General features: G+C 56.1%; 14 protein-coding genes. 6 read left to right on the forward strand and 8 right to left on the reverse strand.

The window, feature by feature from the left end:
• Nucleotides 1-197: 197 nt before the first annotated feature.
• Entirely contained in the window at nucleotides 198-1721 is a 1524-nt protein-coding gene (locus ACTQZK_RS07185; protein WP_441899110.1) for a SpaA isopeptide-forming pilin-related protein, read from the forward strand.
• 373 nt (nucleotides 1722-2094) lie between these two features.
• A complete protein-coding gene (locus ACTQZK_RS07190; protein ID WP_441899225.1) occupies nucleotides 2095-2313 on the forward strand; it encodes a TOTE conflict system archaeo-eukaryotic primase domain-containing protein in 219 nt (72 codons plus the stop codon).
• A gap of 760 nt (nucleotides 2314-3073) precedes the next feature.
• Here the strand turns inward: ACTQZK_RS07190 and ACTQZK_RS07195 are convergent.
• Nucleotides 3074-4618, reverse strand: coding sequence for a flavocytochrome c (locus ACTQZK_RS07195; RefSeq protein ID WP_441899112.1), 1545 nt, complete (start codon nucleotides 4616-4618; stop codon nucleotides 3074-3076).
• A gap of 246 nt (nucleotides 4619-4864) precedes the next feature.
• On the opposite strand from ACTQZK_RS07195, the gene ACTQZK_RS07200 reads away from it, so the two are divergent.
• Nucleotides 4865-5785 (forward strand): LysR family transcriptional regulator, encoded by a 921-nt coding sequence (locus ACTQZK_RS07200; protein WP_225749469.1) that lies wholly within the window; start codon nucleotides 4865-4867, stop codon nucleotides 5783-5785.
• Between the two features lie 120 nt (nucleotides 5786-5905).
• Here the strand turns inward: ACTQZK_RS07200 and ACTQZK_RS07205 are convergent, their stop codons facing one another.
• From ACTQZK_RS07205 to ACTQZK_RS07230, 6 genes are all read right to left on the reverse strand, one after another.
• Nucleotides 5906-6598: a TetR/AcrR family transcriptional regulator gene (locus tag ACTQZK_RS07205; RefSeq protein ID WP_225749468.1), complete on the reverse strand. Its 693-nt coding sequence runs from the start codon at nucleotides 6596-6598 to the stop codon at nucleotides 5906-5908.
• Between the two features lie 90 nt (nucleotides 6599-6688).
• Entirely contained in the window at nucleotides 6689-7648 is a 960-nt protein-coding gene (locus tag ACTQZK_RS07210) for a DUF5692 family protein (RefSeq protein WP_225749467.1), read from the reverse strand.
• A 103-nt stretch (nucleotides 7649-7751) separates the two neighbouring features.
• Nucleotides 7752-8774, reverse strand: coding sequence for a DUF5692 family protein (locus ACTQZK_RS07215; protein ID WP_216529626.1), 1023 nt, complete (start codon nucleotides 8772-8774; stop codon nucleotides 7752-7754).
• Between the two features lie 302 nt (nucleotides 8775-9076).
• The gene (locus ACTQZK_RS07220; protein WP_441899115.1) at nucleotides 9077-10603 is read right to left on the reverse strand and encodes an amidase family protein; all 1527 of its coding nucleotides are present in this window, start codon (nucleotides 10601-10603) and stop codon (nucleotides 9077-9079) included.
• 306 nt (nucleotides 10604-10909) lie between these two features.
• Complete coding sequence (locus ACTQZK_RS07225) at nucleotides 10910-11944, reverse strand: DUF4928 family protein (protein ID WP_428421888.1); 1035 nt, start codon at nucleotides 11942-11944, stop codon at nucleotides 10910-10912.
• Nucleotides 11919-13079 carry a DNA cytosine methyltransferase gene (locus ACTQZK_RS07230; protein ID WP_441899117.1) on the reverse strand — a complete coding sequence of 387 codons (1161 nt, stop codon included), beginning with the start codon at nucleotides 13077-13079 and terminating at the stop codon, nucleotides 11919-11921. Before ACTQZK_RS07230 ends, ACTQZK_RS07225 begins: the two co-directional genes overlap by 26 nt.
• Nucleotides 13080-13315: 236 nt before the next feature.
• Between ACTQZK_RS07230 and ACTQZK_RS07235 the strand changes: the two genes are divergently transcribed.
• A complete protein-coding gene (locus ACTQZK_RS07235; RefSeq protein WP_441899119.1) occupies nucleotides 13316-14233 on the forward strand; it encodes a DUF5655 domain-containing protein in 918 nt (305 codons plus the stop codon).
• On the opposite strand, the gene ACTQZK_RS07240 is transcribed toward ACTQZK_RS07235, so the two are convergent.
• Nucleotides 14230-14424 (reverse strand): hypothetical protein, encoded by a 195-nt coding sequence (locus tag ACTQZK_RS07240; RefSeq protein WP_441899121.1) that lies wholly within the window; start codon nucleotides 14422-14424, stop codon nucleotides 14230-14232. The two genes, ACTQZK_RS07235 and ACTQZK_RS07240, sit on opposite strands and share 4 nt — an antisense overlap.
• 653 nt (nucleotides 14425-15077) lie before the next feature.
• On the opposite strand from ACTQZK_RS07240, the gene ACTQZK_RS07245 reads away from it, so the two are divergent.
• Together ACTQZK_RS07245 and ACTQZK_RS07250 are read left to right on the forward strand one after the other, a co-directional pair.
• Nucleotides 15078-16262 (forward strand): Fic family protein, encoded by a 1185-nt coding sequence (locus tag ACTQZK_RS07245; RefSeq protein WP_441899123.1) that lies wholly within the window; start codon nucleotides 15078-15080, stop codon nucleotides 16260-16262.
• Nucleotides 16263-16643: 381 nt separating this feature from the next.
• The gene (locus ACTQZK_RS07250) at nucleotides 16644-16856 is read left to right on the forward strand and encodes a YlcI/YnfO family protein (RefSeq protein WP_441899125.1); all 213 of its coding nucleotides are present in this window, start codon (nucleotides 16644-16646) and stop codon (nucleotides 16854-16856) included.
• Nucleotides 16857-16860 lie beyond the last annotated feature (4 nt).

The following is a 16860-nucleotide window of genomic DNA, read 5'->3' on the forward strand; positions in this document are numbered from 1 at the left end:
TGTGCAGAGCAGATGGTTTACGCAATGGATCATTTATCCTTGCTTGTATATAAACTCTTTCATGTATAAACAATTCTATAGTAGACTCCGCCTGGCATAATTCGGGGTCGATTTATTCGACCGGAAATGGAAGATGGGCGGCTATGACGACGGGGGTTGTCTTGTCGCCTTACGTTCGTATTAAGTAAGGATTGCTTATGACAAGAATGAGAATGCCCGTAATTGCGCTGCTTCTGATGGCGCTGATAGGCTTGTCTCCGGTATATGCTGCACCCGCTTCAGCGGTTGGGGTTGCAGCCGGCCCTCTTGAGATTACCAGCATTTTCGACGGGAAAGACGTGTACGCGATCAATGCGAAGGACCCCTCGGGAAACACGCTGGGGGTTATGGTCGAAGACAAGCAGAATCTCGGGCACTTGAAGAAGACGAACTACGTTGCCGTGGCTGTTATCAGCCACGAGGAAAAGCCGGTTTATTGCCTTGAGGCCGACGTGATGGTCGACCCCCTTAAAATGGGCGATTACCAGCCCTCGGATTTGACGCTCACTTCCGATATGATCAACACCATGAGCCTGTATTCTCATTTTGGATACGGCAACGAAGACAACGACGACAGTCAGAACAAGCTGTGGTACGTTGCCGCGCAGCTTCTTATCTGGGAAGAGCTGGGAAACTCGAATTTCAAAGAGTTCGCCTTGGTCAAGAATGACGGTTCGGGGTCTGCCGAACAGATGCCTGCCGAAATAGCGCAGACCATCGACAGCATGAAGCAGTCCATCAAGGACAAGGTGGCGGATTATCGCGAAAAGATGGCGTACGTGCCGCAGTTCATGTTCAATGGAAACGAGATCGATGGAACCCTGACCGTTTCCAAAAAGGAACTTCTTCAGGGGATCGTGGTAAGCGAGAAGTCCGACAAGGTGATTTCGGACGACGAGTTGGGCGATATCGTCGTGCCCGAGGGGCTGCGCGTGGAGAAGAGGCCCGAAGGTCTTTTCATCCAGGCGACGGAGTCGGTTTCGTTTGGCGAGAACGAGATTCTTATTAATCTGTTCAAGCCGCAGGACATGGGCAAGAGCATAAGCTTCGTTGCTCCGGGAAGCCAGACCATCGGCAGCTTTGCCCTTTCGGAGAGCTTGCAGCGCACCGTCGCTTTGCGCGTAAGCGTTGCCGACGAAGGCGCGACCGCGCTCATGAGCAAGACCGCCGTGGCCGGCTCCGGCGAGCTGGAGGGCGCCTCCCTCAAGGTCGTCAAGGGGGGCTCCGCCGACGGCGAGGCCGTGGCCGAGTGGGTCTCGGGCCCCGAGCCGCGCTCGGTGGAGCTGGCCCCGGGCGTCTACACGATGGTGGAGACGCGCGCCCCGCGGGGCTACGAGGTGGCCGAGTCGATCGTGTTCCGCGTGCGCGAGGGCGCCGTGGAGGTCCGCTCCGGGGACGGGTGGGCCGCCGCGGCCGGGTCCGTGGTGCGCATGGAGGACCGCGAGATAGCCGATCCGGGCTCTAATGAAAATGAGGAGAAGCCTGGTTCTCCTGAAACCGGCAAGACCGTGGACGCTGGCAAGAACGCTGGAACTGACGATAACGGTCAGGGCAAGCGGGCTGCAGTGGGCTACAAGGGTCTCGTTCGCACGGGGGATCACAGTCCTCTTTCGCCTGCTCTTGCGGCGGTTGTTGCGGCGGGCGGTGTTCTTGCTATGGCTTTGAGGAAGAGGGAAATTTAAAGGAAGCAAGCAGATCGTTTCGCATTGCCTGAACTAAAGCTTGTCCCTGGAAGTAACGCTCGCTTCCAGGGACGAGTTGTTTTTTGCTGCCGCGTGTCGGGATGGAGCGGTCTGCGCGATGGAAGCCTCGCATCGAGTGTTCGAACCGCTCGCGTCGCGAGCTTTTGCCGCTTGAAGACGCGGTCCTTCTGGCTCGTTTTCGAGGATCGGGTTGAGGAAGTGCGGGGATTGCGGCGGGTTATCCGCTTGTCGATGACGGCAATGCGCGTTTGCTTGCGGTTGATTTCGACAAGGATGATTAACGGCGGGCGGTAAGTGCGTTTCGGATCGCGCGCGATCGGGAGGGTGCTCCTGCGGCGGTCGAGCGTTCGCGATCGGGCGATGTGCCCACATGAGGGCATTTTTCGCCGAGCCGGTGGCAGCGACGGATGCTCGCAAGCTTTGCTGCGCCTTGTCGGCACATGCAGTGCTCATCGGTTCGAGCGCGCGATTCAAATCGTACGACCGCTTATTTCCCCGTCAGGGCTCTGTTCCGATTGGTGGTTTCGGCAATGCGATTTGCGTTGCCGCTTCGGAGTGGCGCATGTCATGACGGTAAACCCTTGTTCATGGGAGCATCGTTTCAAACTTACGATGATCAGCGGCGGTTTCCATCATCACTCAAACGCATGACGTCGAAAGTCAGTTTAAAGCTTAATTCGAAAGACGTGCCTGCGAGGGTGCGGATCATGCGGTCGAATCTGCCGTACGTGTCAAAAGAGGGGATGGCAACTGCAGCGATTGGCCGGATAAGGCGCGCAACCTGCGTTTGGGGGCAGGCGTTGCAAAGGCCGGTCGATTAGAGTTGAGTTCAAGGGAGCGTTGCGCTCCGAGCAGGAGCTTGCTGTTGAGGCGCTGGCGACTTGTGATGTCGGCATTCTTGTTGCTCCGCCGGGGCGCTCGAAACGGTAGCGCTGCCGAGCTGTTTGGCAAGGTCCTCTTGGAGCATCCTGCGGCGGCAGGCGGCCATAGGATTTCTTTCGAGGCTGATAATGCAAGGGAGATCGGCCACGGCTTATCCGTCGTGTGCTCCTATTGGCGGAACCGATGCGCGATGCTTTGCCTTGCGCCTACAGGCTTTATGCTTGCAGCGCTTGCCATGTTGGGCAAGAAGTGCTCGAAATGGTTGAAATTCGTATTCCTTCTTGTCTTCGGTGGAATTCTTCTGGTACCGCAAGCGCTCATGGTAGGGGCACGGTGGTGCAACCTATCCTCTTGGCGCCCTTTTTCCATCGCGCCCCGACGGATGTCCTGCCGGAGCGCGATCTATTTCTGGCGTCACCACGTATTCGGCGCTTGATCTTTGTGCAGGCTTACGATTGTTCCTTCGCCGCGTTTTGCCCGGCGATGCGCCCGTAGACTGTGCAATCGGTAATCGCGCAGCTTCCCAAGCGCACGGCGCCGTGCGTTCCGCCCGTTATTTCGCCAGCTGCGTACAATCCGGGAATGGGCTTGAAGTCTTGGTCGATAACCTGCGCCTGCAAAGTGGTATGCAGTCCGCCCATGGTGTGGTGGACTTTCGGCCATAGTTTGGCGGCGTAATACGGAGGCGTTTGCGTCGGTTCGGCGCCAACTTGCACCTTTGCGCCGAAGTCCTCGTCCTTTCCTTGGGCCACGAAGCCGTTCCATCGTTGGACTTCGGCAAGAAACGTTTCCTCGGGTATTTCAAACTTGTCCGCAATCGCATCGAGGGTTTGAAATTCCATAATCACGCCCTTTTTAAGACCTCCTTCGAAGATGTGCTGGGCCACTTGCTTTTTAACCGTTGGGGCGTCCGCGATGATAAGCGTGGGATGGTTGATCTCGAGCATGAGGTCGGCGCGCTCTTTGCGGTCCCCTGTTTCCTTGACGAATCGTTTTCCCGTAGCGGGGTCGATCATCAGCCCGTAGCCCACAAGCCGTTCGCAAAATTGCGGGCAATAGCCAAAGCCCTCTTCGTCGGGACTGGTCCACGGCCCTAGCTGGATCCAATCCATGTGCACGTCCATGGCTTTGTGCTTGAGCGCTTCCCTCAAAGCCTCGCCCGTTGCTCCTTGGTGATTTGTGCTTGCAAAGGAGTCTGTCAGGCGCGGTTCGTGTATAGCCCGCATGAGAACGTCTTGGGAGAATCCGCCTGCTCCGAGTACGACGGCTTTTTTTGCCTTGATGTAAGCCAGGGTGCCGCTGTTTTCTTGCCCGAACTTGTATTTTTTGCGAACTTCGGCACCGACGATGCGTCCTGAAGCATCCTCGACGAGCCGTTCCATTTTGGTGCCGAGCGTCAGTTCAACTCCCAGACTTTCCAGATAGGCGACTTCGGCCTTGACGATGTCCGCCCCCGTTGCATTCTCGGTCGTGTTGGTTCGGGGAACCGAGTGGCCTCCATGGAAATTGAGCTTTGTGAATTTGACTCCGATATCGGTAAGCCATTGGACGGCGGCACCGGAATTTTCTGCAAGCACTTTCACTTTATCCAGATGGTTGTAGTATTTTCCGGCTTTAAGCATATCCGCCATCATAAGGTCGACGCTGTCCTCGATGCCCGCTTCTTTCTGCAAGGGGGTGCCGACAGCGGCCATGTCTCCGCCATTGATGCTCGAGTTGCCTCCGTACGTCGTCATTTTATCGATAATGACGACATCGCTGCCGGCTTTTTTTGCTTCGATGGCTGCGGCGAGCCCTGCGAACCCGGTGCCCACTACCAAGACGTCGGTTTCGCTGTCCCATGCAACCGAGGCAGCATCGAGGTTGTTCGTTTGGCCCTGCGTGTCTTCCGAAGACGACTTCGCAGGTGCGCAAGAAGCAAGCGCGGCGCCTCCTGCAAGCGCGGCACCGGCTACACCGATGGTTTTGAGAAACTCTCTTCTTCCTACCGACATGGCTTTCCTCTCTTTTACCCTCCAACGAAGTTCGTGCAGTCAGATTGACCTTCGAGTATTTACTATAGAGGCGGCAAGCGCCTTGAGGAAAGAAGTGATTCTTTGGGCAGCCCAACGAAAAACAACCTGCTTCAATGTCGCGTTGATGCAGCGCAATTTTTTGTTGAATAGATGAAGCGAAAGCGGGCAAGTGCTTTGCTATGATGTTTTGAAAGCTTCGCGTTTCACTGGGGTAAGGGAGGGGCTTTGATTGAATTCGAAATGCGCCAACTGGAGTACTTTGTGGCGGCAGCCTCGGCGGGGAGCTATTCGCAAGCTGCAAAGATGCTTTACGTGTCTCCGCAGGCGGTTTCCAAGGGGGTTCAGATTCTCGAATGCCGCATAGGCGTTTCGCTTTTCGAGCGGGGCCCTAACGGGATAGCCTTAACCTCCTTCGGCGAATTATTCAAAGAAAAAGCCGAAGAAGCGCTTCTTTCTTTGGAGAGGTTGCAGGTTCTTGCCGATCAGTACAAGAAGGAGAGAACCCTCTCCCTTACGGTGGGCATCCATTCCCTCTGTTTCAGGGAAAACGGTGGAAGCATCGACCGCAGTGCTCTTCTCGAGTTTCAGGAAGCCCATCAAACGGCCGATCTGAGCTTCGCTGAGATGAAGGGGGACGCAATAGTTGATTCTGTTGCCGAGGGAAGAGTCGATCTTGGCATCAGCGTGGTGTCGAAAGGCGATTTTCGATTATCGGAAGGTTTGCTGCTGAAAAAGTTCCCCATTGCGGCTTTGGTGTCCGATCATTGTGCGCGCTTCGCCGCAGGAGGCGTCGTTGCGATTGAGGAATTGGTGCAAGGTGAATTGGTCTTGTTTTCGGGGGAGCGGGATTTCAACGAATTCTTCATCGAGCGCGTGCGGTCCGAGGGGAGCTCGGTGAACGTTTCTCCCTTGCAGGTTAGCTCTCATAGCGACATCGATTTCGTCATTGATAGAGAATTGTACGTGATACGTCCTTTGCAGCATGCAAGACGAACGATAAGAAACGGGCACCTGCTTGTTCTTCCCATCGTGGACGGCTGTGGGAATACCATAGAAATGCCGTTGCATTTGTTTTGGCGGAGGTCGCGTCATCTCAGCAATTTGGATTCTGAGTTCGTTGAGTTTGTCCGCTCCCTGTACCTTTGAGCGCCTGGCCAAGGAGTTCGCTTCGGTTTCCGAATGTGCCTCGGTGTTTGTCGCCAACTTTCCAAAAGAGCGGCTTTCCTTCCTGCTTGTTTCCCTTGTGCGGGGAAAGGTCGTCGCTTCTCATTCCGAAGCAGCGGGGTGCTCCGGCCACGGGGGCGGGTCCATCACCCGCATGTCCAGGTGCAGCGTTTGCGCGATGAGCAGCGCCAACTCGTCATCGGTGATGTCGGGTTTGGCTTTCATCATCCCCTCCAGGCCGAAGAGCAGCAATCCGAACGTTTCGGGCACCAGCTGAATATCGACGGTGCGGTATGCCGCGTATTCGGACACGATGTAGCGCTGGATGCATGCGACGATTTCGCGTACGGCCCGTGTGGCGAACTTGTCGCGCATGCCCAGTTCTTCCAGGACGGTTATCATGGGGCGCGGTCGGCCCGATGCGGTGTAGAGCGCCCGGCGAAACGCCGACACGCATTTCTTCAGCTCGGAGGGCGTGTCGCCGAATGCGCGCAGTTCGTTCCAGGTGGCCACGCTTTCAATCAGGTCTTCCAGGTAATCGTCCAATACGGCAGCAGTCACGGCCTGCTTGTCGGGAAAATAATAGTACACCAGGCTACGGCTCACGCCGGCCTCGCGAGCGATGGAGGCCAAGCTGGTGGCTGCCACTCCCGCGCGTTCGTATAATTCTCGCGCAGCCAGCATGATGTCGCCCGCCGTGCCGTCTAGCCGTGCGCTTTCGCGCACCTGCCGCGTGACGGGACGCGGCAGGTGCGGATCGACTCCCGGCATGGGCGCGCTGCTCTGCATGGGCATGACGGCTCCTTCGTTCGTTTGGGAAGTCGCCGCATGTGCGTGCCGTTGTGCGGCTGCGCTCCGCTTTCGCGAGGATATCGGACGAGCGGATCAGCGGTTTTCCTCGACGACCTCCCTATAGCTTCTGGTGTCAGTATAAAGCTCGTCTTTCAGCGGGTTAAGACGCCGCGAACGAATCCGGTGAACCTGGTAGGCGGCAAGCGCCATGTTGGCGGCAAGTGCCACCAAGCTTACTGCGAAGAACGCGGTTGGATTGTGCGTGGTGGGAATTTCCGCAAATGTGTAGAACTGCGGTACCGCCATGGCGAACATTGCGTACAGTCCCAGCGTTTGCGCGCGATGTTGCAGCCATGCGCCGCGCTTCGTGAAGAACGTGGGGATGGTGCAGGCGATCAATAGCGCCAAGCCCGTGTACGTGGAATGGTCGGACATGCAGTTGTAGGTGTACGCGAAGTTCCACAGATCGTAGGCGATGATCCACATCCAAATCATGTCGGGCCAGATCATGTCTTCGGACTTGTCCTTGGAAACAAAGATGCCGAACCAGCCGCAGATGGTGATGATGTTCAGAACGCCGGCTATCGCGTTCATGATGTTCCACGGACCGGAAATCATCCACACATGGTCGACCACGGCGCCGTCCCATAATCCGAAACTGAACATCTGGACGTCGCGAACCACGGCCTCGGCTATATTGACTGCCAGAATGAGCGGCGGGAAGCAGAGCGCCCAACGCTTTTCGTACAGGTGATGCGTCCGACCGTCGGCACCGCGCCATTTCACGAACCTGAGCGCCATGAAGCCCACGCATCCGGCTAGAGCGGAATACGTTTTCACCCAGTTGAACCAGTTGCCCGTGCCGTAGGCGTTTCCGGGCGCGGCGGTGTAGGGCCATACGAACACGGTCAGCACGATAGGCGCGGCAATGAACAGCGCCACGCCGCCCCATGCGCTCGTGCGCCCTAATTCGTTGAATGCCATCAGGGCGAACAGCACGAACAGCCATACGGCCCACACCGTAGGGTCGCTTGCCTGGTACAGGATTCCCATGGATTGCCTCCTTGGATCGCGCGATGCCGGGGCCTTGTTGCTCGCAGGGCTCGTCGTGGCTTGCCGCGTACGGTTCGCCCTGGTTCCAATTGCGCCGCTGTTGCTACGGACGTGTCACCATCGTCTCCACGCGGCCCTTGTCGTCCCAAGCCGCGGCATAGCCGAATTGTTCCAGGTTCGCCAGCGCCGCTTCGCGTTCGCCTTCGGGAACGTCGATGTTGTCAAGGTAGACGCTGCGGTACCGCGAGCTGTCTATGAATAGCTCGCGTTTGAACGGATTGCGCTTTTTTGCCAGCATCGTGCGCGCTTGATAGACCGCCACGCATGCGTTGAACGCAAGCGCGATCACAGAGATGGTCATGTGAGCTGCGGGGCTGTTGGTGGAATGCACTATGAACATGGGATGCAAGAAGAACCACGGCACCGTCATGGTGATGATCATGTTGACGGCCAAGGTGCGCACGCGATGCTGCGCGTAGGCACCGCGCTTGATGAAGAACGCCGGGATGGTGCAGGCGAGCAGTAGAACCAAGCCGCAGTACATGGAACGGTCCGACACGCTGTTGTAGGTGTACGCGAAGTTCCACAGATCGTACCCGATGATCCAGAACCACATTTGATCGGGCCATATATAGTCTTTCTTCTTTCCGCGGCTTACGATGATCCCGAAAAACCCGCAGATGCACAGCGCGTTCAGGATGCCCGCCACACCGTTGATGACGTTCCATGGTCCGCCCACTACCATGTAGCCGTCCACCATGCCCGTCACGCCTGCCAGCTGAAAGTCGCGGATGCACGCTTCCAGGATGTTGATGGCGAAGATGATGGGAGGAATGCATACGATGTGCTTCTTTTGAAACGCGGGAAAGTACACGATGAGCCATCCCAGAATGGCACCGGCCAAGCACGAGTACGTTTTCACCCACTGAAACCATGTGCCCGCGCCTGTTCCCTCGACGGCGGTGTTCGGCCATACGAACACCGTCAACACGATGGGCAACGCGATGAACATCGCCGCGCCGACCCATTTGCTTAGACGCGAAAGCTCGTTCATTCCTATGAGAAACACCAGGTAGACGATTACGCTTATGAAAGCCGTTGCCGAAAGCGGTTCATAGAAGAACATAGGAGCCCCTTCCCTTCGAATGCGTGCGAACCGTCTTGGGAAAACGCTCGAAAATCGATGCGGTTTTCGCTCAGAGCGATTCGCTCCTATTGAGGCACAGCATAGCAAGGAGATTTTCCGTGGGCTTGACGATTTGATCTTGAAACGTCAAATCGCGCTTCGCGGTGCGTGCGGTGTCCAGCGCGTGCGGGCGGGCTAGAAGGAAGCCCGCCCGCTGAGGGATTTTGGGAAGCGCAGTTATCGTTTGCTAAGAAGGGAGCTCGTCAACGGCGCAATCCGGCGCTCGTTGATTGCGGGCAATCCTACTTCAGGTAGTTTTGGGGGATCGCGCGCCCGGTGGTTTTCTGCTCGAAGCTGTAGGCGATGTTGAGCAGCTTCTCGTCCTCGTTCTGGCTTCCGATGAAAGTGGCTCCTCTGGGGGCGCCTTCTTCGGAAACGTCGACCGGCACCGTCAGTTCGGGGTATCCTGCCACGGCGGGCAGAAGGACGCCTTCGTTGTCGTAGAAAACAAGCGCGTCGAGCTTTTTGTCGCGAAGCAGGTCGTCGATTCTGCTCTGTGCCTTTTTGACCATCGCTTCGACTTTCGCTTTATCGAATTCGTTCACCTCGTTTGCCTCTTCAATGAGGTTCTGACCGTATTTTGCTCGCCTGCTCGCGTCTTCTTTGTTGAAGGCGATCAGCTCCGCGAGGCTTTTCACCGGCGCATTGTAGGTTTGCAGGTACCGATTGAGGTCGTTTTTGAAGTCCTGGTTGATGATGTACTCGTTGTCAATTCCCTCTTCCGGAAGCTCGGCCGCTACCGCTTCGGCGCCGCAGGCCTTTATCTTGTTGGCAAGGGCCTGGTCGGGATCTTTGCCGACAATGCCGATTCGCTTGCCCTTGAGAAAGTCGGCGTTGAGGTTTTCGTCCACGGCCTTCGACGTATTCGATATAGATGCGTTGTAGAGAGCGGCTGCGTCCTTCACGTTTTTCGTCATGGGCCCTACGGTGTCCATGGTGGATGACAGCGGAATCACGCCCGTGGCGGAGATGGCGTCTTTCGTGGGCTTGAACCCGACGATCGAATGGATCGCCGACGGGGCGATGATCGAACCCGTGGTTTCCGTTCCGATCGCCACTGCGGAGAGGTTCGCGGCAACGGCTGCGCCGCTTCCGGAACTGGAGCCTTCCGGCGAGAGCTCGAGGGGATTGAAGGGGTTGTGGGTTTGGCCGGCCTTGGAGCTGTAGCCGCTCGGCATCCTCGTGTCCATGAAGTTCGCAAGTTCCGACAGGTTCGACTTGCCCAAAATGATGGCGCCGCTATTGATGAGGGCGGTTACCATTTCGGCGTTGTCGCTTGGCGTGAAGTCCTTGAGCGCGTAGGTGCCGCCGCTGGTCGGCATGGTGTTCGTGTTGATGTTGTCTTTGAGGAGGACGGGGATTCCCCTCATGCCCGTCGGGGCTGCGGGGCTCGCGTCGAGCGCGCGGGCTTCCTCTATGGCTTTCGGGTTGATTGCTGCTACTGCGTTGAGCCCCTTTTCGCCGACGTCGTGCGTTTTGATGCGGTCCAGATAAAACGCCGTCAGCTCTTCGTAGGTTAGTTCGCCCTTCGAGATTGCCGCATGCAGGTCTTCGATGGGCTTCTCCATGATCAGGTCTTTTTTCGCGCGGATCTTTTCGAGGTCCATCCCGGCAAGCTGCGAGTCGATGAGTGCGACCTGCTTGTCCTTATCGTAGGCTATACGCTCTTCCTGGTTGGGGGTGAGCGATTTCAGGAGCATGAACGCAGCTAGGGAGATGCCGGCTAGGGCAAGTATTACGATCAATGCGATCTTCAAGGTTATTTTCATCGATGCCTCTTCATTTCGTTTAGGGAACGCGGTGCAGTTCTTGCGTTTCCGGTTGCTCTATGGGCAATGGTGCTCCGTCCGGAAGGCCGATTCCCCAAGGGGGTCTTTCGTTGCTTGGGGTCTTTATACCACGGCAAATGGGATTTCAGGTCTTTTTAAGGTTGGGGTGGGGAAGCGGGAGGGCGTGGGAGAGCGGTTGGTGCTGCGGGGAGTAGGGGGGGATGGGTTGTCGAGGAGCTGATTTTGAGCGCGTGCGTGTTGGTGACGGCTTGGATAATGGATGGGGTGGAACAGGGAAGAGCAAGATTAATCTTGCTCTTCCACTTTAGCGGCAGAATATTCGAATTTCGGTTCCAGAAGGTTGGCCATCCATGAAGGCTCTTCGATTCTCAGCGATTGGTCGCTTTCGCACGCTTCGATTCTCTCGTTGTACCTTCTGATCAATCGAGCAACTCCGACCTTGATGTTTCCCGAGTTGAAAAATGCTAATTCTTCAATATTTGATCCGATGAACGATTCAATGCTGACGATCTCGACTCTATGGGACAAACCTTCGGATTTGAACAGCCCAGTTGCAAAAGAGACCTCCGAGCTCGGGACGAGCATTATCGGACGATAGCCCTGCAAGATATTGTCCCTTGCGCGGTCAGCAAGTTTCGCAGCGGGTGCGACGGTGACGTGGAATGCTGCATTGCCGAGCTGGAAATCTCCCTGTCGATCAGTTTGTTGATCGGCTGCATTCGCCTTGTCTCGACCGACTTCGAGATCGGGGAATCTTAATTCCAGTTTCGCGCCGACAAGATGTTGGGCGACAACGCCGGTTGGCTGGTCCGAACGTTCCCTCGCGACATCAAAAATGTCGTTCACTATGCCGGACACGGGCTTTTCGGTGTCGAAAGCTACCTCAAGCCTCTTTTTGTTGAAGTAATCTTCTTGAACTTTTAGGACGAAAAACCCTTGGAGTTTATCGGCTATCGCATTTAGCGTATTGTGATCAAGGTCGTGTCCTCCGAGGTTTTCGGAGAGCATTTTAGCGAGCTGTGTTGCAATCACCAATGTGCCTCTAGAGGTGCGGCCGCCTTCTGACGTGAATTTACGGGTTTCCCCGAAATTCGAAAGAACGCGTTTGGCCAAGGAACCGCTCAACCCTTTGACCTGGCTGTTCTTTTCTGATTTTATAGATTCGGCTGTGAGCGGGAATTGGTTTCTCAGTAATTCCGCGATTGCCATGCCGCTCGTCATTACATTGGTGTTGACACCGCCTTTGCCATTGCGGTGGGATTCATACCAGAATTCTGCAGTAGCGAGCGCTACTTCAATTTGCTTGTCGAGCTGTTCCAAGGTGCCTCACCTCTTCCGGCATTTTATGCAGGTAGGGAATCACTGCCTCTCGAACAAGCCAAGAAACCGCCGGGACCGCAACTGCGTCACCAAAGGCGTACTGCACTTGCGAGTCACGGAAACCCTTGATCTTGAACTTTCCTGCACCTTGCAATTTTGCATATTCAGATCCCGTCATCCAACGAGCTCGAACAGTGCCGTTTCCCATGAATACAACTGCCTGTTTGGATGACCCTCCTCTGGCGGTTCTCAGACATCCTGCAATATCATCTTCGCGAATTTCCCAAACAGGTTTTCCGGCTCTCGTTCTTCGGTACGCGGTGCGTGCGACTATTTTTGAACCTGAAACCAAGTCATCAAAGCGACGTCTTTGCGTGTCGTTTAATGAGGAGATGAAGCTATTGATGCGATCTGAATCCCACCAACGTGAGTCGGCATCGTTGAGCTTGTCTACGAGTTGCGTGAGTCCAGTCGTTTTGATTTCGGGAATGGGGCCTAGCGGGGTCACGTGAGTTTCAAGCGTTTTGTCTGAATGGATCCAAGCAAGCTTATCTGGCCTGAGCGAGGAATCAATGCTTGCGTTCGTGTCGGCCCTCGGGTTTTGAATGCCAACCACAAACATTCTTGGACGAGATTGGGGGAGCCATCTCCTTGCATTGATTTCGAATGCGTCCACCGAATAACCCAGGCGATTAAACTCTTCGACGACAATTCGAAAGTCAGCGCCATCGTGAGAAGAAGCGAGGCCGCATACGTTTTCTAAAATTATTGCTCTCGGCTTGCGATCCTTCATGGCTTCGATCACATTGACGAAGCCGAAGAACGCACTTGATTCTCGGCCATTGATCAATCCTTCTCTCTTTCCCGCAAGTGAAAGATCGGTGCATGGACTAGATGCCCAGGCAACATCGGCGGTGGGAACTTCTGCTGCTTTTACGTCGAATACGTTTTTGCAAACTAGGTCTTTGTCTCCCCATTGAGCTTTATAGAGGGTGCACTTTACCTCATCAATATCATTTGCCCAAATGGTTTTGACTCCGACTCGGTCCATGCCGGCACGGGCCAAGCCAATTCCCGAGAAGAATTCAAGAGCGGTGTACTTAGGCGAGATGTCTATTATCTTGCAGCGCTTCACAGCATCCCTCCTTGTGGTCATCTAGTCTTAATCGAGCTATTATAACTCGCACGCATGATATGATGCCGTGCTTTCAGAAAGCATAGATAACCGGAGTGTCCGCTGCTTGAGGGGCTTAAGGGCGTGGGACGTTCCCTGAAAAGGAGTAGGTGCGTCCTGCGGTAATGGCATCCTATGGGGAGTGCTTCAATGCGTGCAGAATTCGTTCGCGCTACTACTGCGATTAAGGACTTACGATGAGCGACATCACTCTTTTTCGATTGAAGCCCGAGGTCGAGCCTATTGCGTTGCAGGCTGTACGTTTGGAGCGCGAGATACAGCGGCTTATCGAACGGAATATGGAAACCTTCTTCGGAGTGCGGTTTTTGGCGAGTGAGTACGCCGTTTCGCTTGCCGATGGCGCCGATGTTCAAGGCGGACGTATCGACAGCCTTGGGATCGACGAGAACAATTGCCCGGTGATATTCGAATACAAGCGCGACGTCAATGAAAACGTCATCAACCAGGGGTTGTTCTACCTCGATTGGCTTATCGATCATCGTGCGGACTTCAAGCTACTGGTGATCGAAAGGCTCGGCAGGCAAGCCGCCGACACTATAGATTGGAGTTCGCCCGCCGTCTATTGCATTGCAAACGCGTTCGGCAGGTACGATTTGCATGCGATTAAGCAGATGAACCGCAATATCCGCTTGATCCGCTATGCGAACGGTGGCGACATGGTGATGTTTGAGTATCTGAATTCGCCGTCTACCGTTGCGCTGGCTTCCCCTGCGATCGACGGAGGCTTTGCGAGGTCGAGGTCGAACGACAAAACCTTTGCGCAGCAGTACGCCGGAGCGACGGACGAGTTACGCGAGATCGTCGATGAGATTCGCCGTTACATGGCGGAACGGGGTGACGACGTATCCGAAAACGAGCTCAAGTTGTACTTGGCCATCAAAAAAGTTCGCAACATTGTTTGCGTTGAAGTAAACAGAACGCGCGTGATTCTGCACATGCATCTGAATCCCGATACGGTTGAGCTGGGCGGCATCGTTGTCGATGCTCGCGAAAAAGGCCATTGGGGTACGGGCGATCTGGAGTGCAGCATCCGCACCATGGACGAGCTCGACGGCGTCAAGCCGCTGCTCGATAGGGCGTACTTGGAGAATTAGGGGTTGGCAGGGAGCGTGGACGCTTCGGCCTTTTCGGCCTTGCCATTCGCCAATAAGTTCGCCAGCGCGTGCTCGATGGTGGTGCTGATGTCAGAACGGACCTGGGAAATGCATCGCTTTGTTACCTTGCCAAAAGAGTCGTGCAGCACGGCTTCTACGTGCTCGGTCTTGGAAAACTTAGTTTCCGACACCAGGGATATGCGTTCCTCGAATTCTCGGTATGCTGCCAGGATTGCGCCCAGCATGGAGCGTACGAACGGCCCAACATAGTTGTTGCTCTCATGCCAGCCCACGGAACTTGCGGCGAGGGTATCGCGATCCGGTTGGACGCCTCGATGGGCTGAACCCTCGCGACCTCGGCCAGCGCCTCCAAAGCGTCCGGCTTGGCGGTGAGGCAGGGGGCCTGCTTGCCCCTATGCTCGTGGACTGCCGAGAGCAGTTTCATCGTCTCCGGAGTCAGAAGCCCCTGAAGGACGCTTGAATAGTCGAATTGTCGCATTCAATCGCCTTCGTTGCGGCATGGGCCGATTATCTGCATCGTATTGCAATAGATGATGCAGATTTGTTTTCGAAGAGGCAGGTAAAGCCACGATACTGCAGCAACGTTGGCGGATGGAGGCGAAGCGAACGGAAGCGCTGCTAACGAGGAAACAAGCGTCTGAACTGCGTATGCGATGGATTGTGGCATATGGCTGCGTACTTCTACGGGATCGGCACGTGACTACCACTTTAGCGGCATACGCTTTGCAACGTGCGAATTCCGATTTGCCAAGATAACGGAAGTGAACTAATATTTACTTCCGTAAAAGAATAGGAATCGGCATTAAGTCTGCTGGGAGGGACCATGTGGCCAAGCATTACCTACGAGACGTGCGCATGGAACAGGGATTACGATGATCTTGCGCTCATACCCAAGGGTCGCAGGCGCAAGATCCTGCCGACCTACGAAGCGGCGGTCCCAGCGGCAATCGCCCAGCAGGCGGTCAGTCTGTCTCCCGAGCTTGAACGGCGAATCGCCGAGGTTGAGGTCGCGGTGGCGCGCTTCGATGAGGCTCAGGGCGTGCGTGACTGGGATCTTCCAGCGCTCCTCTTGAGGAGCGAATCCTCGTCGAGCTCTCAGATCGAGCGGCTTACGTCGAGCGTGAGCAACGTGGCGCTCGCGGAGCTTACGGAAAAGGCGCCTGAGAACGCCTTGCTCATTGCGGGCAACGTTGCTGCCATGCGCGAGGCTGTCGGGCAAAGCGGACCCGTGAACATCGGCTCGATCTGCGGCATTCATGACGCGCTCATGGCAGGAACCGCCGAGCGGCAGGGGCTACGCGACGAGCAGGTGTGGATCGGAGGCTCGCCCTACAGCCCGCATGGGGCGTCTTTCGTGCCCCCCTATGAAAAGCGTATCTCCGGATGTCTCGACGACCTTATCGTGTTCGGGGGGCGCGAAGATGTCTCGCCCGTGGCCAAGGCGGCGATCTTTCACGCGCAGTTCGAGACCATTCACCCGTTCACGGATGGCAACGGCCGCACGGGTCGTGCGCTTGTGCACCGCATGCTGGCGAACGATGAGATCCTCCTGCATTCGACCTTACCCGTTTCCGCGGGGCTGCTGCACGACGTGGGGCGGTACATGGGGGCGCTCAATGCCTATCATGCGGGGGATATCGAGCCGATGATCTGCTGCCTTGTCGACGCGCTGGAACTCGCCGTCGTCATAGGTTCGCGCATTGCATTCGATACGGACGCCGTTCTCGACGCATGGGGCGCTGCCAACACGGACCGCGCAGGGTCGGCTTCCCATGACTTGCCCGCGCTTCTAGTGGAGCAACCCGTCGTGAACGTCGCATACGTCGCAGAGCATCTCGAAATCACCGACCGCGCTGCGCGCTCCCTTGTTGAAACTGCTTGCGAGAGAGGCATTCTCTCGAAGATGGGCAATGCGAAGCGGGGTGCGTTCTACCAAGCGGGCGAGCTCGTAGGGATACTCGAGGAGGTATCGAGCCTCCAGGGCATTCGGAGGATCGCCGCCCGCTAGTGAGCCGCTGGGATTGTGGAGGGAGACCGGCTATATGGAGTTAAGGGATGATTCGCAGTTTTTCGTGCAATGGCAATTTCCAGACCCCATTGGAGCTTTGGAGCCGGTCCGGATCTTTTGCAGAGGATAGCGTAGCTTCGCTGGTCGGAAGGCCTCGAGAAGAGCGGATATTGTCTAGAATCGTCGATCATACTTCAGTTTTCCCGAAGATCGGGGGTGTTAAGCTGGGCGAAGACCGCCTTGCAACTCTGAGCATGGGCCGCTTTTGCTGCTTGCTCGCACGCACCCGAACTTCGCCGTCCCCTCGTCTCCGATGTCGTGTCGTCGCGTTATAATGCTGCAAAACGCATTTGTATTGCATTTTGAGCGATGGGGGCGCAGATGCCTAACAACTACAAGGAACTCATCAAGAGCAATCCCGACGAGACCGAGATCAGAAGCTTCCTGGTAGATGGCGACCAAGTCTCCGTAACCCTGCGCATCCCCGATGCCTTGCGCGACGCGGCCAAGGAAGAGGCGGCCCTTCGTGGCATGAGCTTCTCGGCCTTCGTGCGTACGTGCATGATCGAAAAGCTCGCGAAGAAGGGGGCATAGAGGC

Origin of the sequence: Paraeggerthella sp. LCP19S3_G8, from assembly GCF_052119225.1 — a bacterium.
GTDB lineage: Bacteria > Actinomycetota > Coriobacteriia > Coriobacteriales > Eggerthellaceae > Paraeggerthella > Paraeggerthella hominis.